Source organism: Propioniferax innocua (assembly GCF_006716235.1).
Classification (GTDB): domain Bacteria; phylum Actinomycetota; class Actinomycetes; order Propionibacteriales; family Propionibacteriaceae; genus Propioniferax; species Propioniferax innocua.
This window is the reverse complement of record NZ_VFOR01000002.1, coordinates 430,612-448,452: the sequence shown is the minus strand read 5'-3', so window position 1 is coordinate 448,452 and position 17,841 is coordinate 430,612. Positions and strand designations below refer to the sequence as shown.

The window sequence follows — 17,841 nt, the reverse complement described above, 5'->3', positions numbered from 1 at the left end:
CGCCGACGATGATGCGCAGGATGTTCTTACGGGGCACGTATCGAATCGTAACCGAGAGATGTCGATTTGTATGTCACGAATCAGGGGAATCTCGGGGGAGAATATTCTCGGTGCGCTCTTGCTGCTGTTTACAACGTGCCCCTCGGCCCGTTCACGAGGGTCGGGGCCTATCTGGAAGCTGTGGGGTTGACCTGGAGGATCCGGGCGAGGGGGAGCGACAACCGAGTGTCAGGACCCACCAGATGCACCGAACCATCACTCATGCGTATCGGCACGGCCTGCGCGTGGCGTCGGGTTCCGTCGGAGGCCACGTAGCCGACATCGATGAGCTCACCTGCCTCCAAGGCGCGGCGCAACATCAGGGGGATCTCGCGGGAGGCCTTCGCCGCACGGGCGCGGCGGACGATGAGTTCGGCGATGGCATGGGTGTCGGGACGAGGCGGACGCTCGGTCGTGTTCGGCGCGGACACCCGACGCGGAGCGGGGCGTCCACCTGCGGCTGAGGGGGAGAGCCCGAGCCCGCGCAGCCAGGCCACCACATCGTCAGGTTCGGCATCGGCCACCAACACCGTCTCGGCGATTCGCGTGACGCCGAGGGCAGCGGCGCCGGCATCGGCGAGGGCCAGCGTCAGGTGGGCCGGATCGTCCATGGTGATCCAGCACGATGTGGTGCCGAGCCGGATCTGGCCGTGGCGTCGGGACACGTCCGAGATCAGGTAATGCAGTGGTTGCGGAACTTCAGTGGAACTGTGCTCGCTCACCCATGCGATCAGCTCTGACGCCGACCAGCCGTCGTCGAGGGCGCGCTGTACCGAAGCACGGGTGAACCGGAACACCGTTGCGCCGCCACGGGATTCGACCTCGGCGATCCGTCTGGCGACGACGGCCAGATCATGACGCAGTGGACCGGGGGCGATGGCGGTCAGATCAGCCTGAACGATCAGTTCGCCGACCGGTTCGGGGAAACGGGAACGCGCTGCTTCGGCGACCGTCGTCACGTCGTCGAGGACGGTGAACGGAGCCAGAGCCGTGACGGTGTCGAGCGCCATGATCCCCAGCCAGCCGGCCTCGAGCAGAACGTCCTCCACCGGCGGTGGGCCCTGTCGGGCGAACGCGGGGCGCCGGTGGGCGATCGAGGTGCCCAACGCGGTGGCGTCGATCCCGAGACCGGGTCTGCTTGCGAGCAGATCCAGCGTCAGACGTCGGAGGCCTGAAGGATCGGGCGGTTCGTTCTGGTCAACCGTTGCCGGATCGGCCCAAGGGTGGCGCCCGGCGTGACCGGTGCTCGGCCACCAACGTGAGGATCCGCGCCATGCGACGCTGAGAGTGGCCCATCGCGTTGCCAGGTCAGCGGCGAACCATGTGTCGGCCGCGGTGGTCAGGTGCGTGTGGCCCGCTCGGGAGGCTGTGAGCCCTGCCCACAGGGCCAGTTCGAGGAGGAATCCGGTGCGGGTGGTGTCCCTGCCGATACGTCGTGCCAGACGCCCCAGATCGCGTACGCCGATCCCGCCATCGCGGAGCAGTTCGACCGGTGCTGACTCCAGCTCATCGAGCAGTCCCTCGATGTCGCCGACGATCTCCAGCGCCGCTCCCGCGCCGGACTGGTCCACCAGGCCTGTGCCGCGTCCGGGCACGGTGAAGTCGGCCGGGACGGGTGCCACAGGGGTGGTGGGACGGGCCGCCCGCAGGGCGAGCGCCACCGGGCGGGGCAGTTCGACGGTGTGGGCTCCGGTATCGGCCCGGACATGGCGGAGCAGTCCTGCTGCCACCAGACGGCCGACCGGAGTGGACTCGTCGAAGGTCTTCAGACTGCCGACCGGGGGTCCTTGGGCAAGACGCTCGAGCACCGCACGTTCGGCTGTGGGTAGGTCTTGGGGCAGGGAGTCACCGGGCTCGGTGGTGCCGTTGTCGCCGGTGGCGTCCTGCGGGGCTTCGGCCAGTCCGCAGGGGTGAGGGCCGAACTCCTCGCGCACCGGTAGCGGGACACGCCACCCGTCGCCGGAAGGCCAGATCAGTGCCAGACGTGTGAGGTGAGTGAAGGCAGCGAGGGTCCGGGTCTTGTCTGCGCGACCGGTGTGTCCGTGGGCAGAGTTGAGCAGGCGAGCCGTGGCGGTCGGGTCGACCGGTTCGGGGAGAGCGCATGCGGTTTCGAGAACGGCGAGATGCCATGCATCCAGGTGATCGAGGCAGCGCCGGATGGAGGAGCGGGTCAGGGCACGGGCCCCGAGTTCTCCGAAGTCGTGTGGGGCCGGGCTGGTCAGATCCGGACGGGCCTCCAGCAGGGTCGCGATCCACTCGGCGTCGCGACGGCGCAGGGATTCGGCCAGCGTCGGCGCCGACGGGCTGGTCACGGCCGGTGCGGGGTGGGTAGCTCACCCCGGGACAGGGAACGGGTCACCATCGCCAGGACCACCACCAGAGCCAGCCAGCACAGGACGACTGCGATCAGTGAGGTGCTCTGGAGGGCAGGGCCCACCTGCAGGCCATTGAGCAGGGCGGCCATGAGGAACCACACCACCGCGATGGCGGTCGAGGTGATCAGCGTCGTCTGCACGGTGGCGCGTGCCTGGCGTACGCCGAAGCTGAAGACCATCGCTGCCACGAGCGCGATGGGAGGAACCCACGTGAAGGCTCCGAACAGTCCGCCGACGAGCAGGGAGATCACCACACCGGCCTGAGTGGCCTGGAGCACCTGCAGTGCGGTGACCGGGCCGGGCTGCCCGGCCGGCCTGCCGTTCGGGGGAGGCCATTGTGGGCCGGGCTGTGGCTGCCCGCCGCCCAGCGGCGGAATTGGGCGGTTGACCAGGGAGTACTCGGAATCGGCATGGGCTGCGCCCCAGGCGGACGGTTGGCGGCCGTGGTCCACGCCGGTGGCCGCGCTGAGCGGCTGACGTGGATCGGTGGGCTGTGGCGTCGGGGCCTCACCGGCTGTCATGACGTTGCGCGCCACGGCGAAGGCCTCATGCGGATCGCGGTACTCGGCTTCGGGGGCGCTGTGATTGGACAGGGGAGCGACGGGCTGCTCCTGCCTGTAATCGGACGGGGCGATGTGCGGTGCCCCGGAGCTGGGGCATGGCCTCGCCGGCGCCGTGCCCAGTCGGGGGGCGCGGGGCGCCGCGAACTCAGCGGGCCGTTCGCGCGGCGCATACTCCGGTCCGTCGAGCCAGGTAGCCATGGAGGGCAGTCTAACGACCACGGGGCGGTCGCGGCTGGATGCGCCGCCCACGCTGAGGGCTAGAATGGGCGCCTGCGCATCCAGCGCAGTTTCCACCGGCCGCCGGGAGCGGTCGGCGTCCGACCGCGATCGAGTGAGGTTCCAGTGCCCGTTGGCAAGGTCCGCTTCTACGACTCCGAGAAGGGGTTCGGCTTCCTGACCAAGGATGGCGGCGGCGATGTGTACGTGCGCGCGAGCGCACTCCCGGCGGGGGTCGCCACCTTGAAGCCGGGTCAGCGCGTCGAGTTCGGCGTCATCCAGGGACGCAAGGGCGAGCAGGCGTTGTCGCTGACGCTCGTCGATGAGCCCGTCTCGGTGTCCAAAGCCGCACGCAAGAAGCCCGAGCACATGGCCATGATCGTGGAGGACTGCATCAAGATGCTCGACGGTATCGGCAATGGTTATCGCCGAGGCCGTCATCCCGATCCGCGCACCGGCGCCAAGGCCGCCCAGGTGCTGCGTGCCGTCGCCGACGAACTGGAGCTCTGAATATGGCAGCCGCCCCGACACGCACTCCGCGACGCCCGAAACTCGACCCGGCCTGTGCCGAGGCGATCGACTTCGCCCGCGATGCGGTCGCCGAGGTCGCGATCGTGGATGTGGGCGAACACTTGGGCATGACGGCTGAGGCCGATCGCGTCGTCACGCACCGATTCGCCTGTGATCATCCCGGTTATCCGGGTTGGTACTGGGCTGTCACGGTGGTGCGTGCGTCCCGAGCCAAGAAGGTGACGATCAACGAGGTCGTGTTGCTACCCGGTGAGGGCGCGTTGCTGTCCCCGGAGTGGGTGCCGTGGGAGGAGCGCGTCGAGCCCGGTGATCTCCAGCCGGGCATGGTCGAGCCGACGCCCGACAACGATCCGCGACTCGAACCCGGCTACACCGCTGGTGAGCATGCCGCCGACGCCGATCCTGCGGAGGCGAGCTGGACGCGTGCGATCGTCGCCGAGCTGGGGCTGGGACGCGAACGGGTGTTGAGCATCGAAGGACGTTCCGAGGCTGCCGAGCGCTGGATCTCAGGCGATGGCGGCCCCAGGAACGAGATGACCAAGCAGGCTCCGGCCGACTGCCTCTCCTGTGCCTACTTCGTGCGCCTGACCGGTGCATTGGGCCACACCTTCGGCGTCTGCGCCAACGGGCACGCACCCAGTGACGGTCGTGTGGTGAGCGTCGACCACGGTTGTGGCGCGCACTCCGATGTGGTCGCCGACCACCGGGAGGCCGCACGTCCCGCCCCGGTGTGGGACACCATCGATGAGGATCAGAACCTCTTCGACTGACGTACTACGTGCTTTGCGCAGCGCGATACTGCCTCCACCTTGACCTTGTGCCGGGTACACACGGCTTGGCGTATAGGTGGAGTGGTGTGGCCCCGTGCGTGGAGCGGCGCGTGTGGATCAGGCGTGGAGTGCGCGGGTGGCGCGTCGGATGTCGAGGAAGTCCGGGCCGCTCGGGGCCGAACCGGTGTGGATGAACTCGCCCCACACCGAGCGAAGCTCGACGCCGAGGCGTTCCACATCGGCCCAATCGAGACCGTCGAGGAGGCGGCTCGACCGCCATGCGTCCGAACCGAACAGGAGCGGCATCTCGATCACATGCGCTCCGTAGTACTGCGTCGGTGGGCCCCAATCCACCGTGTAGCGGAATCCGTGTCCGCCGTTGCGCCAATGCCGCTCCATGAATGAGTCGACGCTGGCGTGGAAGATCTTGTCGGAGGTGCTGCGGATTATGGTCTCGATGCTGCGATTCACCACGCCAACGCGACCGCCTGCCGCAGCCACCTGCTTCGGGAGATAGAAGGCGGTCTCCCGTACGTTCGTCCCCATGAACACATCGATCTCGGGCGCGGCCTGCGCCCACGCGGCGTCGAGGTCCTCCTCCGCGGGGAGCGGGTGGGAGCCGTACTGCACGGTGTACGGCATCCCCATGTGACGCCAGGAACGCCGCGCCGCTGACACCTGGCCGACGCGCTCCTGGATGGACACCAGATGATCCACCGGTCCTGCCGCGCGCCCGGAGGCGTCCAGACGTCGGCCCATCGCGTCGAAGAGATCTGAACGTCCCGTGGCGATACCCAGCGGCGGCGACTGGCTGATGACGCGGCGGAACAGCCCGCGCGTGCCTTCGCTGATCATGAGATGTGCCACGGCGTCGCCGCCGGCAGACTGGCCGAGGATCGTGACCTTCTCCGGGTCGCCACCGAAGGCCTCGATGTTGTCATGGACCCACCGCAGCGCCGCAACCTGATCGAGGAGCCCGAGGTTCCCGGGGCCCGCCGAGCTCGGGAGATAACCCAGGACGCCCAACCGGTAGGTCACCGCCACCCAGATGACGCGTTGCTCACGAACGAAGATCGTGGGGTCGTAATAGGGGGAGTCTCCGGCACCATTCACATAGGCGCCACCGTGGATGTAGACCACGACAGGGAGGGTCTCCCCGTCAGCGATGTCGGCGGGTGCGTGCACCGAGAGCTGCTGGCAGTCCTCGTCGACACCCAGCCCGGTGAGCGCGCCGGGGAGTAACAGCATCGGATCGGGATAGGTGACCTGCGGGCAGGCGGCCGAGGGGACCGTCGCGTCGATGCGCTCCACCGGTGGCATCGGAGACGGGGGTGCGAAGCGTTCGGCACGGGCGTATCGGATGCCGCCCCAGTGATCGACCGAGTCTGACCGCCATCCGCAGATCGTTCCTGCAGGGGCGGACACGGTGGGTTGTGTCATCTCGTCGACATCTCCCGTTCCTTGCTCCGACATACGTTGCCCCGATGTGCATACGTCGCCCCGGCGTGCTCGTGCGACGTTGTGCCCGAAGTGTGGCGTGGCCGAATCATGCGGCCGCAGCCGATGCTACCGGCCCAGCTTGCGCCGGTGCTCCAGCAGTTCCTCGGCGAGGGCGGACAGTGGCGGGTGCTGGAATTCGTAGGAGAGCTGCGTGAGCACGGCATGCGCTTCGGGTGCGGGGGTGCGCACCAGGGCGTCGTGTGTGGCGGTCAGGAGGTCTGCGGTCTTCTCGCCTCGGGTGATCGCTCGACGCTGGGCCGTGCCCCGGGCATCCGGGTCAAGAGTGCGCACCGCGATCTCGAGGGCGTGTTCGCGCACTGCGGGCTCGGCGGCATCGAAACATGCGGTCACATGTGGCAGGGCGGACGGCCCGATCTGCACGAAGGCGCGAGTCAGGGCATGACGCTGATCCAGGTCGCGGACCCCGATCTTCGACGCCAGAGCGGCGAAGGTCTCGGGGTCGGCAATCCGGGCGAGCGCCCACCAGGCCTTCGACGCGACGGCTGGACGTTCGTCATCGACGAAGGGGACGATCGCGGTGACCGTGGCGGGATCCTCGATCTTGCTGAGGGTGTGGAGCACGCGCACGTGCTCGGCATCGTCGTCGGCGAGGGCGGTGAGCAGGTGAGGAACCGCCGCGCCGCCGCGCGCCACGACGGCCCAGGTGAGGGTCTCCAGGACGAAGGGGTCGATCTCGGTCAGCAGCAGTTCGACGAGTCCGGGTACGAGGGAATCATCGATGTCATCACCGGACCCCGGGTCGGAGTTTTTCCCGGTCTTGGCCCCGGGCCGGAGGGTTCCGAGTCGAAGAGCCGCGCTGTGACGGAGACGGGGGTCAAGGTCTCGTGCAGCGGCGAAGAGAGCGTCCAGATCGGCCATGTGGCAACGGTACGCGGGTGCTGGGAAAGACAACTGGAACGCGTGTGCCGAAACTCTTGACCCAGGTGATGACGGGTTGTGGAACGGGTTTTCGGCGGGGCCGGTGGCCGCTAGGTTTATGCGTATGTTCCATAAAGTCTTGGTAGCGAATCGCGGAGAAATCGCGGTGCGGGCGTTCCGTGCAGCCGTTGAGCTCGGGGCGAAGACCGTTGCGGTCTTCGCCTACGAGGACCGCAACGCCGACCATCGGATCAAAGCCGATGAGTCCTATCTGATCGGCGAGGAAGGGCACCCCGTTCGTGCCTACCTCGATGTCGATGAGATCATCCGTGCTGCCAAGCTGTCAGGTGCCGACGCGGTCTATCCCGGGTACGGCTTCCTCTCCGAGAACCCCGATCTCGCGCAGGCCTGTGCCGACAACGGGTTGACCTTCATCGGCCCCGAGGCCGGTGTGCTCGAAATGGCCGGCAACAAGATCCGGGCCCTCGAATCGGCTCGTTCCGCTGGTGTGCCGGTGCTGGACTCCAGTGACCCGAGCACCGACGTGGAGTACCTGGTCGCAGAAGCTGAACGTATCGGTTATCCGGTGTTCATCAAGGCCGTCGCCGGCGGTGGTGGACGCGGTATGCGTCGCGTCGACGATCCGGAGAAGTTCCGCGAATCGGTGGACGCCGCGATGCGCGAGGCCGAGGGTGCCTTCGGTGACCCCACCGTGTTCATCGAACAGGCGGTGCGTCGTCCGCGTCACATCGAGGTGCAGATCCTTGCCGACACGCAGGGCAACACCATGCACCTGTTCGAGCGTGACTGCTCGATCCAGCGTCGCCACCAGAAGGTCATCGAGCTTGCTCCCGCCCCCAACATCAGTGAGGAGCTCCGGGAGAGGCTGTGCGCCGACGCGGTGAAGTTCGCCGAGTCGATCAACTACTCCTGCGCCGGAACCGTCGAATTCCTCCTCGAGACCGAGGGGGAGCGCGCCGGGAAGCACGTGTTCATCGAGATGAACCCGCGTATCCAGGTGGAGCACACCGTCACCGAGGAGATCACCGACGTCGATCTGGTCTCCTCGCAGATGCGCGTGGCGGCGGGCGAGAGCCTCGAGGATCTCGGGCTTAGCCAGGACGAGCTGCGTATCCGCGGCGCAGCCCTGCAGTGCCGCATCACCACCGAGGACCCGCAGAACGGCTTTCGCCCCGACACCGGCCTCATCACCGGATACCGCTCCGCCAACGGCGCGGGCATCCGCCTCGACGGCGGCACGGTGGCGACCGGCACCGAGATCAGCCCGCACTTCGACTCACTGCTGGTCAAGCTCACCGCCCGTGGCCGCAACTTCGAGATCGCGGCGGCGCGTGCCCGTCGCGCGATCATGGAGTTCCGCGTGCGTGGCGTCGCCACCAACGAGCCCTTCCTGCTCGCGGTGCTCAACGATCCAGCCTTCCTCGCCGGTGACGTCTCCACCGGATTCATCGACGAGCGTCCGCACCTGCTCTCGGCCAAGCCTCCGTCGGACCGCGGAACCCGCATCCTGCGCTACCTCGCCGATGTGACGGTCAACAAGCCCAACGGCGATGCGCCCACGTGGCTGGACCCGTCGGTCAAGCTCCCCGAGCTCGGTGAGGCCGTCATGGCCCAGGATCCGCCCGAGGGATCGCGTCACAGACTGCAGCGCCTGGGCGCGGAGGGCTTCGCCGCCGAGCTGCGCGCAGCGACCCACACCGAGATCACCGACACCACCTTCCGTGACGCACACCAGTCGCTGCTGGCCACGCGGGTGAGGACGCGCGACCTCGCCGCCGTCGGCCCGACGATCGCACGCATGGTTCCCGGGCTGTTCTCGGTCGAGTGCTGGGGTGGCGCCACCTATGACGTGGCACTGCGCTTCCTGTCGGAGGACCCGTGGGAGCGTCTGGCGACGCTGCGTGAGGCGATGCCCGGTCAGTGCCTCCAGATGCTGCTGCGTGGACGCAACACCGTCGGGTACACGCCATATCCCGAAGCGGTGACGCGAGGCTTCGTGGCTGAGGCCAGTGAGGTCGGCGTCGATATCTTCCGTATCTTCGATGCCCTCAACGATGTGGAACAGATGCGTCCGGCCATCGAGGCGGTGCGTGAGACGCCATCGGTGGCGGAGGTCGCCCTCTGCTACACCGCTGACCTGACCGATCCCAACGAGAAGCTCTACACGCTGGACTACTACCTGCGTCTGGCCGAGCAGATCGTGGAGGCCGGTGCGCACATCATCGCGGTCAAGGACATGGCAGGTCTGCTGCGCGCCCCCGCGGCGCGGACGCTGGTCACCGCTCTGCGTGAGCGGTTCGACCTGCCCGTGCATCTCCACACGCACGACACCACCGGAGGCCAGTTGGCGACGCTCCTGGCGGCCATCGACGCCGGGGTCGACGCGGTCGACGTGGCCTCGTCCTCCATGGGTGGCATGACCTCCCAGGTGCCGGCGTCGGCGTTGGTCGCCGCGCTTGAACACACCGAGCGCGCCACCCGCCTCACCACCGATGGCACCGACCTGCGTGCGGTCATGCAGCTCGAGCCCTACTGGGAGGCGGTCCGCGCGATCTACAAGCCGTTCGAGTCGGGCATTCCCAGCCCCACCGGCCGCGTCTACGACCACGAGATCCCCGGCGGCCAGCTCTCGAACCTGCGTCAGCAGGCCATCGCGCTGGGCCTGGGGGAGCGGTTCGAGCAGGTCGAGGAGATGTATGCCGCCGCGAGCCGCATCCTCGGGCGCCCCACCAAGGTGACCCCGTCGTCCAAGGTCGTGGGCGACCTTGCGCTGCATCTTGTGGGAACCGACGCCGACCCGGCCGAGTTCGAGGCCGATCCCGCGTCGTTCGACATCCCTGATTCGGTGATCGGCTTCCTCTCCGGTGAGCTGGGGACCCCTGCCGCCGGGTGGCCCGAGCCGTTCCGCACCAAGGCGCTCGCGCAGCGCACGGTACCCGTGCGGGAGGAGTCGATCTCTGCCGAGGACGAGGCGGCTCTTGCCGTATCGGGCCGTGAGCGTCAGTCGACGCTCAACCGTCTGCTGTTCCCGAAGCCGACGGCGGAGTTCGACGCGATGCGTGAGGAGCACTCGGACATCTCCGTGTTGCCGACCGCGGACTTCCTCTACGGCCTCAAGCAGGGGCAGGAACGGTCCTACAGTCTCGGCAAGGGCGTGACGGTGCTCGTGGAGCTGCAGTCCATCTCCGATCCCGACGCCAAGGGAATGCGCACCGTGATGGCATCCATGAACGGTCAGCTCCGCCCCGTGCGCGTCCGTGACCGCTCCATCGAGTCGGACGTCCCCGCAGCCGAACGTGCCGACCGCACCAACCCCGGTCATGTGGCTGCACCCTTCGCCGGAACGGTGCAGGTGCAGGTCGCCGAGGGCGATGAGGTCGCCGAGGGCGACACCGTCGCGACGATCGAGGCCATGAAGATGGAAGCGTCGATCACCGCGACGAGGTCCGGCACCGTGCAGCGGGTCGTCAGCACCCAAGCCCTGTCGGTCGAGGGCGGCGACCTTGTCCTTGTCATCGGCTGAGCCGACTGCTCCTTGTCATCGGCTGAACCGCCTCGTCCTTGTCATCGGCTGAACCAATTGGGGCCGCGCCGAGCCACCTGATGTGAATCGGTGCGGCCTCGCCGGAGGCGACTACGATGGCCCGGTGACCATTCGCCTCGAGTCGTTCGACCGCCTGCGTTTCTGGCTGCTCGGCATGTGTGCCGTCGTGGCCCTCGCAGCCTTCCTGTGGTGGAGCGCCGATCGGTGGCACGGGTTGGGAGTTGTGATCGTGTTCACCGGGTTGATGGGGGCTTTGAGCCTGTGGGCGTTGCCGTCGGATCTGGTCCGTGTGATCGAGCTCGATGAACACACCGTGACAGTGCGACGTGCCAGCCCGACGGTGACCAGCATCGACCGCTCCGAGGTCGTCGATGCTGCTCTGGAGGGTGATGTGCTCCGGCTGGAGCTCGTCGATGGTGCCGCCGCGAAGTACCCGGACGTGCTCGCGTTGGGACTGGCCGACGGCAACACGGTGCGTCTTCCATTGGCGACGTCGACACCGGAGTCCTCGGTGAAACTGGCCGAACTCGTGGAGCAGATCGCGTGAATCCCCGAACACGCCGACGCATCGTCACTGCGACCCTTGTCCTGATCGTGATCCTCATCGCCGTGGGAGCATGGGTCCGGTGATGCAAGGGCGTACGCTGTGCCTCTCAGCATCCGAACGTCGGAGCGTTCCGACTCGAAAGGTGAGTGTGGGGGAGAGGTGTCGACGAGCGGCCACCATGGCGGTGGCGGGTCTTGTGATGAGCACGGCCGGGCACATGCCGGCGCACGCCGCGGAGGAGCTGCTGAGGTTCACCGATCCTCAGATCACCGAGTCCTCGGGGCTGGCGTGGGATCCGGACAGGCAGCTGTACTGGACGGTGAACGACTCGGGTGACACCGGCAGGATCTTCGGCGTCGGCCTGGATGGACAGACCCAGGGCGTCCACGAGTTCAACGCGCCGGTCCAAGATGTCGAGGCGCTTGCCCGCAGCGCCGATGGCCGTCTGTACGTGGGAGACATCGGCGACAACGACGCGGTGCGCGAGAACATCACTGTCTACTACTTCGACAATCCCTCCACCGACGGTGGCGACGGTTCCTACCGTGCGTGGGACTTCGTGTATCCAGATGGTCCCCATGACGCCGAAGCCATGTACCTCGGGCAGGACGGGCGGCTCCATATCGTCACCAAGGAAGAGTCGGGTGGAATCTACGTGGCGCCGGAGGAGCCGTCCGCGTCCGGCGTCAATGAACTCCAACGCATCGGCGACGCGTCCGCCTTCGTCACCGATGCCGTGGCCCTGCCCGATGGTGCCATCGCCCTGCGGACCTACTCGTCGGTGGAGGTGCTCGTCCCAGATCTGTTGACCCCCAATGCCCGGGCAGCACTCCCGTTCCAGCCCCAGGGAGAGACCATCGCCCTGCACCCCGAGGACCCGGCGCGGGTCGTGGTGGGCAGCGAAGGGGACAACCAGCCTCTGTTGCACGTGGCCCTGCCCACGTCGATCGAGGAGAATCCGCCGGCGGACGCGGAGCCTCCGCCATCACCCACGCCCCAGCCCGATCCGGAGGAGCAGGCCCTCGAGGAGGGAATCCGGTCCAATCGTTCGGGGACGCTGATCGCACTGCTGCTCGCGCTGGTGGCTGCACTCGCCGCCGGTGCCCATGTCTGGCGTCGGGCCGGTTCTCCCGAGGACGCAACCAAGGACGCTGGGGGCTCCGAGAGGTCCCAACCGGTGGAGGACACCGCCGTCCTGGGGCGCCGCGACCCCGACCGCGGTTACCCGATCGATTTGGCCCCGTCGACGTCGGATGACCTCATGCCCCGTCCTCCGCAGCACGGACAGCCCGGTGCGCCACCTCCGGGGGAGCAGCCGTCGAATCGTGCGGTCGATCAGTCGGGAACACGCCAGGACTTCGAGGGTGAGCATTCCGAGGATGACGCCGAGCGCACGATCGCCCGTCCCGAGGACTGGTGGCGCTGAGGCCGGTCACGGCCTGACGCCGGAATGCCTGGCAGGCGCTGCAGGGCGCCCATGGTTCACGCGTCTGGAGTCTCCTCCGGGTGCGTGAGGAGCCAGTCGATGCAGCCCAGGAGACGGGAGACGTCTTCGGCGTCCACGGCCGGGAAGAGGCCGAAACGGAGTTGGTTGCGTCCGAGTTTGCGGTAGGGCTCGACGTCGACGATCGAGTTGTGACGCAGTGTGCTGGCGATCTTCGTGGCATCGATGGCGTCGTCGAAGTCGATGGTCGCCACAACCGGTGAACGGTACTCGGCCTCGACGAACGGCGTGGCATGGGCGTGTTCCTCGGCCCACGTGTAGACCTGATCGGTGTTCTCCCGGGCGCGCCGTTCGGCGAAGGAGATGCCGCCGTTCTCCAACACCCAGGACAGCTGTTCCTTCATGAGCCACAGGGTGGACAGGGACGGGGTGTTGACCGTCTGGTTCTTCAAGGAGTTGGCTCGGGCCTCCACGAGCGACAGGCTCGTGGGGATCCACCGTCCCGACGCGGCGATCCGTTCGGCGCGTTCGATGGCTGCGGGTGAACACAGTGCGAACCACAGCCCACCGTCGGAGGCGAAGGCCTTCTGCGGAGCGAAGTAGTACACATCGAACTGTTCGGGGTCGACGTTGAGTGCGCCCGCTGCGGACGTGCCGTCGATGACGGTCAACGCTTCGGTCCCGCTGCGTCGTACCGGGGCCGCCGCGCCGGTGGAGGTCTCGTTGTGTGCCCAGGCGTGGACATCGGCGTCATCATCGGGCTGGGGCAGCACCACCGAGCCCGGCGCCACCTCGTGGATGATCGGGTCGGCGAGATGGGGGGCTTGAGCTGATGCGGTTGCGAACTTGCCGCCGAACTCGCCGAAGACGCCGTGCGCGGACCGCTGTTCGACCAGTCCGCAGACGGCGATGTCCCAGAACTGCGAAGCGCCGCCGTTGCCGAGAATCACCTCGTACCCGGACGGGAGGTGGTAGAGCTCGGAGAGGCCCTCCCGGATCGTGCCGACGAGACGCTTCACCGGGGACTGTCTGTGCGATGTGCCGAGGAGACTCGTGCCCACGCTTGCCAGCGAAGCGAGCGCTTCGGGCCGGATCTTCGCGGGTCCGGAGCCGAAACGGCCATCACGGGGCATGAGCATGGGGGGGATCTTGCGCATGACTCCATTGTGGCCCGTCTCGCAATCGCGCGGTGCATGGTCCACGAGCTCGTGGAGCGGGATCTTCCGCCGTGTTCTGTTGCGGCCGTGTTCTGATGCGGGCCCATTCTGTTGATGGGCATGTTCTGTTGATGGGGTGGAGCCTGATGCAGGGGCGACTGGTTGACTGTGTGCATGAACTCGACCGGACCGGCTGACCGCAGCCTTGCCGAGGAACGCCTGAATTACGATGTGGCCGCGCTGGCCGACGATGAAGCACCGGAGGACCCGTTCGTGCTCTTCCACGCTTGGCTGGAGGCGGCTCGGGCCGATGACGCCATTCCCGAGCCGACGGCGATGACGCTCACCACGATCCGTACCGGCCCCGATGGTTCGGTCCGGCCCCGCGCACGCGTGGTTCTCTGCAAGGACGCCACCGCCGAGGGGCTGACCTTCTACACCAACCGTGAATCGGGCAAGGGCGAGGAGATCGCTGCGAATCCGCGTGTGGCACTGACTTTCTGGTGGCAGCCGCATCACCGCCAGGTGCACATCGAGGGATGGGCCGAGGCCGTCTCCGACGCCACATCCGATGCCTACTTCGCTGTTCGCCCCCGTGGGTCGCAGATCGGTGCTCATGCGTCGCGTCAGTCTCGGCCCATCGGTTCACGAGCCGAGCTTGAGCAGGCCGATGCCGCCGCTTCGGCACGGTTCGCCGATGGGGATGTCCCACGACCGGTGTATTGGGGCGGGTATCTCGTCACGCCCGAGACCTTCGAGTTCTGGCAGGGCCGCCCCAACCGTCTGCATGACCGATTCCGCTACACACGTGTGGGGGCAGCCGAACAGCGGACTGATGCAGGAGCATGGGCCCGCGTCCGTCTCCAACCCTGAACCCGGGTAGTTTGAGACGCAGGAGGCCCGCGATGTTCCTGACCGAAGAAGAGATCCTGTCCCAGCCGGATTGCTGGCAGCGTGCCGTCGACATGGCCGAGGGCGTGCGGATGGTATGGCCCGAGCAGGGTATGCGCGTGGCCTTCGTCGGAACCGGAACCGCTTGGTTCATGGCCGAGGCGATGGCCGCACTGAGGGAACGGGCAGGGCAGGGGGAGTCGGATGCCTTCGTGGCTTCTGAGTTCCCGCCGACGCGTCGTTACGACCAAGTGGTGGTGATGTCACGCTCTGGCGCGACCACCGACATCGTCAAGACCCTTGAGAACCTGAAGGGGCGCATGCCGACGCTGGCCCTTGTGGGTAATACGCAGACGCAGGCGGCGAAGCTGGCGGATGAGACCATCGACCTCTCGTTCGCCGATGAGGCCTCGGTGGTGCAGACGCGCTTCGCCACCACCGCGCTCGCACTGGCCCGAGCACTGCTGGGCGCTGACGCCCATGCCGAACTCGAGCAGTGGTTACGCGATGCCGACTACGCGCTGGCGATCCGCATCGACGAGGAATATGCCGACGTGGACCAGATCACGTATCTGGGGCGGGACTGGACGATCCCACTCGCGGCTGAGGCTGCAAGCAAGGTGCGTCAGTGTTCGCAGGGGTGGGCGGAGGCCTATTCGGCTCTGGAGTACCGTCATGGTCCCATCACGATCGCTGAGCCGGGGCGTCTGGTCTGGATGATCGGTGAGGCGCCGACCGGTCTGGATGAGGACGTCGAGGCGACCGGGGCGAGGTTCGTGAGCCATATGATCGATCCGATGGCCGAACTCATCGTCGCCCAGCGTCTGGCTGTCGGACGGGCGATGCGGTTGGGGCTCAACCCCGATGCTCCACGTCACCGGACGCGTACGGTGCTTCATCCGGGCTGAGCGTCCCATGATTCCGGAAGTCAGGCTAGGGTTACCGATGTGAGCGAGTTGATCGATACCACGGAGATGTACCTTCGGACGATCTACGAGCTGGAGGAGGAACGCATCCCTCCGCTCCGTGCCCGGATCGCCGAGCGGCTGCATCACAGCGGCCCGACGGTGTCACAGACCGTGGCCCGCATGGAACGCGACGGTCTGCTGACCGTCACCGACAATCGTCACATCCAACTCTCCGACGAGGGACGAATGCTGGCCATCGCGGTCATGCGTAAGCATCGACTCGTCGAACGGCTTCTCATCGACGTCATCGGCCTTGAGTGGGATCTCGTGCATGACGAGGCATGTCGGTGGGAGCATGTCGTCTCCGAGGATGTCGAGGTGCGGTTGGTCAAGATCCTCGCTGACGTCACCGAATCACCGTATGGCAACCCGATTCCGGGGCTGGAGGCGCTCGGTGTTGAAGCCAGGGACGTCGAGCGCCTCCACGTGACGCAGCTGACCAAGGCACTTCGCGATGAAGAGCCGCACACCGTGGTGATCCGCCGTATGGCGGAGACCCTGCAGTCCGAGCACGACATTCTGGAGGACCTCCACAAGTGCGGGATCCGTCCCGGGGTCACGCTGACTGCCCGCCGGGGTGGGCTCGGTGTGACGCTTTCCACCGGCGAGGGGCCAGAGCTGGAGCTGTCCATGGAGGCCGCGTCGCACCTGTATGTGGCCCCCGCATGACTCCCGGTTCCTCCACCGGGCTGGCCGGCGACGATTATCACGTCGAGGGTGACGACACCGAGATCATCGCTTTGTTGGATGGGCATTGGTACGACGCCGTCGCCGCGCTGTTGAAGCGTGCCAACAGTGCCCGCGGTGATCTGGAGTACGCACGGGAGCTGGCCACGGCGGCCAAGCGCGTGTTGGATTTGGACGCCGAGGATTTCGGCATGATCGCGAGCGGTTTCGACGCGCCATGGGCCAAACGGCTGGCGCAGAGCTGCTTTCCCCACGAGCCACGTGACCCCGAGCGAGGAGCGCTGGGGTCTCTTGTTCCGTTGTACGAGCTGATGCTGGAGGTCATCGATCTGCGGGCGCTGCGGCATGAGCCTCTGCAGATCGTGGTGACCGCGCACCTCATCGGTGAGTACTTGTGTCAGTTGGCGTGGGAGAGCGTCCTGGGCCATGGGGGCGATCCGCTGCGGATGGATGAGACGGTGGGCGAGCGATGGGGCACCGATGACCCGGAGTGCCCCCACAGCTCGGCCCTCCAAGCCACGGCGCGTCGGGCGTTGAACGCCTGTGGTGGAGACCGGGTGGGATACACGGCCTACCTGGACAGATTCCATTCGCGGCTCGGCGACGCCCTCGCGGTATGCGCGATGAACCACGAGACGGTCGGGGCCGGTGAACGTCCCGATGTCGGAGAGACCTGCCCGACCCCGTGTTCGTGGGCCGTGCGCGGCTCCGTGGGGGAACGACGCGACCTCGATGCCCGCGTGCGGCTGGCTCTGCTCTACGTCGATTCGCCCATCGTGTCCCTGCGGCATCACGCTCCGGTCGGACACTTCTTCGGGGTGCCGTCGGTGGCTGAGATCTCCGATGCCTGGGTGCGCACGTGGGAGCGTCTGACCGCACCTTGGAACGACGGGAGTAACCCTTTGCTCGTCGAGGGTGCTCCCAAGGAGTTTCCGGTGGGGGAGGCCCTTCCCGGGATGGCTGCCCTGGTGTCGGCCGTCGCGGGGCGACGCGTGGGCCCGGGGAATGTCATCCGCAGCATCGGTGAGGACATCGGGCGGGCTCTCGGGCGTACCGTGGTCGACGAAGCCTCGTGAGGAGGCCGGTCATGGTTCGGCGTGGAGGAAGCGACGAATCGGGGCGGGAGACGAATCGGGATCGATACGGTGGAATATGCGCTTGCCCCGTGGCGTTGCAGCCGTGGAAGGGTGAGTCGGACAGCCTGGTGAATCTGACAGCCCTGTGAACCTGACAGCCCTGTGAACCTGACAGCATGAGACAACGATTCAAGGAGCACCATGGCAACCACTGAACTGACCAACGAGAACTTCTCCGACACCATCAAGGACAACGATTTCGTCATCATCGATTTCTGGGCCGAGTGGTGCGGACCGTGCAAGCGCTTCGGGCCGATCTTCGAGAAGACCTCCGAGGAGTATGACGACGTGGTGTTCGGCAAGCTCGACACCGACGCGAACCAGGAGATCGCCGGCGGGCTGGGGATCATGAGCATCCCGACCGTCATGGCTTTCAACCGTGGGAACCTCGTGTTCAACCAGGCGGGTCTTTTGAGCTCCTCGCAGCTCAAGAGCGTCATCGACCAGCTCCGTGAGATGCCGGCCGAGGATGCCGATCAGGCCGAGGGCGACGCCACGAAGTGATCTGCCGTGCCCGGAGGGGCATTGAAGTCGAAGGGGCGATGCGCTGAATTGCGCATCGCCCCTTCGGCA

15 protein-coding genes are annotated in these 17,841 nt (G+C 67.0%); 10 read left to right on the top strand and 5 right to left on the bottom strand.

Going from position 1 to position 17,841, the window contains the following annotated elements; genetic code table 11:
* Window positions 1–167: 167 nt before the first annotated feature.
* Together FB460_RS08790 and FB460_RS08785 are read right to left on the bottom strand one after the other, a co-directional pair.
* Entirely contained in the window at window positions 168–2,351 is a 2,184-nt protein-coding gene (locus FB460_RS08790) for a helicase-associated domain-containing protein (protein WP_142093749.1), read from the bottom strand.
* Window positions 2,348–3,175 carry a UbiA prenyltransferase family protein gene (locus tag FB460_RS08785; protein WP_142093748.1) on the bottom strand — a complete coding sequence of 276 codons (828 nt, stop codon included), beginning with the start codon at window positions 3,173–3,175 and terminating at the stop codon, window positions 2,348–2,350. Before FB460_RS08785 ends, FB460_RS08790 begins: the two co-directional genes overlap by 4 nt.
* 144 nt (window positions 3,176–3,319) lie before the next feature.
* On the opposite strand from FB460_RS08785, the gene FB460_RS08780 reads away from it, so the two are divergent.
* Both FB460_RS08780 and FB460_RS08775 read left to right on the top strand, forming a co-directional pair.
* Window positions 3,320–3,703, top strand: a complete 384-nt coding sequence (locus FB460_RS08780) for a cold-shock protein (RefSeq protein ID WP_142093747.1) — start codon at window positions 3,320–3,322, stop codon at window positions 3,701–3,703.
* A gap of 2 nt (window positions 3,704–3,705) precedes the next feature.
* Window positions 3,706–4,494 carry a DUF3027 domain-containing protein gene (locus FB460_RS08775; protein ID WP_142093746.1) on the top strand — a complete coding sequence of 263 codons (789 nt, stop codon included), beginning with the start codon at window positions 3,706–3,708 and terminating at the stop codon, window positions 4,492–4,494.
* Window positions 4,495–4,611: 117 nt separating this feature from the next.
* Here the strand turns inward: FB460_RS08775 and FB460_RS08770 are convergent, their stop codons facing one another.
* Window positions 4,612–5,934, bottom strand: a complete 1,323-nt coding sequence (locus FB460_RS08770) for a carboxylesterase family protein (protein ID WP_170210020.1) — start codon at window positions 5,932–5,934, stop codon at window positions 4,612–4,614.
* Between the two features lie 126 nt (window positions 5,935–6,060).
* On the bottom strand, window positions 6,061–6,873 hold the full coding sequence (locus FB460_RS08765; protein ID WP_142093744.1) for a HEAT repeat domain-containing protein: 813 nt from the start codon (window positions 6,871–6,873) through the stop codon (window positions 6,061–6,063).
* 118 nt (window positions 6,874–6,991) lie between these two features.
* Here FB460_RS08765 and FB460_RS08760 point away from each other — a divergent pair, with 118 nt between their 5' ends.
* The 3 genes from FB460_RS08760 (at window position 6,992) to FB460_RS08750 (ending at window position 12,411) form a co-directional block, all read left to right on the top strand.
* A complete protein-coding gene (locus tag FB460_RS08760; RefSeq protein WP_425466981.1) occupies window positions 6,992–10,417 on the top strand; it encodes a pyruvate carboxylase in 3,426 nt (1,141 codons plus the stop codon).
* 124 nt (window positions 10,418–10,541) lie between these two features.
* A complete protein-coding gene (locus tag FB460_RS08755) occupies window positions 10,542–10,985 on the top strand; it encodes a hypothetical protein (protein WP_142093742.1) in 444 nt (147 codons plus the stop codon).
* A gap of 199 nt (window positions 10,986–11,184) precedes the next feature.
* Window positions 11,185–12,411 carry an esterase-like activity of phytase family protein gene (locus FB460_RS08750; RefSeq protein WP_142093741.1) on the top strand — a complete coding sequence of 409 codons (1,227 nt, stop codon included), beginning with the start codon at window positions 11,185–11,187 and terminating at the stop codon, window positions 12,409–12,411.
* 56 nt (window positions 12,412–12,467) lie between these two features.
* On the opposite strand, the gene serC is transcribed toward FB460_RS08750, so the two are convergent.
* Window positions 12,468–13,586, bottom strand: coding sequence for a phosphoserine transaminase (gene serC, locus FB460_RS08745; protein WP_142093740.1), 1,119 nt, complete (start codon window positions 13,584–13,586; stop codon window positions 12,468–12,470).
* Window positions 13,587–13,760: 174 nt separating this feature from the next.
* Here serC and pdxH point away from each other — a divergent pair, with 174 nt between their 5' ends.
* The 5 genes from pdxH to trxA all read left to right on the top strand — a co-directional run bounded on the left by pdxH (window position 13,761) and on the right by trxA (window position 17,772).
* Window positions 13,761–14,459, top strand: a complete 699-nt coding sequence (gene pdxH / locus FB460_RS08740; RefSeq protein ID WP_142093739.1) for a pyridoxamine 5'-phosphate oxidase — start codon at window positions 13,761–13,763, stop codon at window positions 14,457–14,459.
* A gap of 32 nt (window positions 14,460–14,491) precedes the next feature.
* Complete coding sequence (locus FB460_RS08735) at window positions 14,492–15,385, top strand: SIS domain-containing protein (RefSeq protein WP_142093738.1); 894 nt, start codon at window positions 14,492–14,494, stop codon at window positions 15,383–15,385.
* A gap of 39 nt (window positions 15,386–15,424) precedes the next feature.
* Window positions 15,425–16,114, top strand: a complete 690-nt coding sequence (locus FB460_RS08730) for an iron-dependent transcriptional repressor DtxR (protein WP_142093737.1) — start codon at window positions 15,425–15,427, stop codon at window positions 16,112–16,114.
* Window positions 16,111–17,208 carry a hypothetical protein gene (locus FB460_RS08725; RefSeq protein ID WP_246044342.1) on the top strand — a complete coding sequence of 366 codons (1,098 nt, stop codon included), beginning with the start codon at window positions 16,111–16,113 and terminating at the stop codon, window positions 17,206–17,208. The genes FB460_RS08730 and FB460_RS08725 overlap by 4 nt, the downstream gene beginning before the upstream one ends.
* Window positions 17,209–17,409: 201 nt before the next feature.
* Window positions 17,410–17,772 (top strand): thioredoxin, encoded by a 363-nt coding sequence (trxA, locus tag FB460_RS08720; protein WP_142093736.1) that lies wholly within the window; start codon window positions 17,410–17,412, stop codon window positions 17,770–17,772.
* Window positions 17,773–17,841 lie beyond the last annotated feature (69 nt).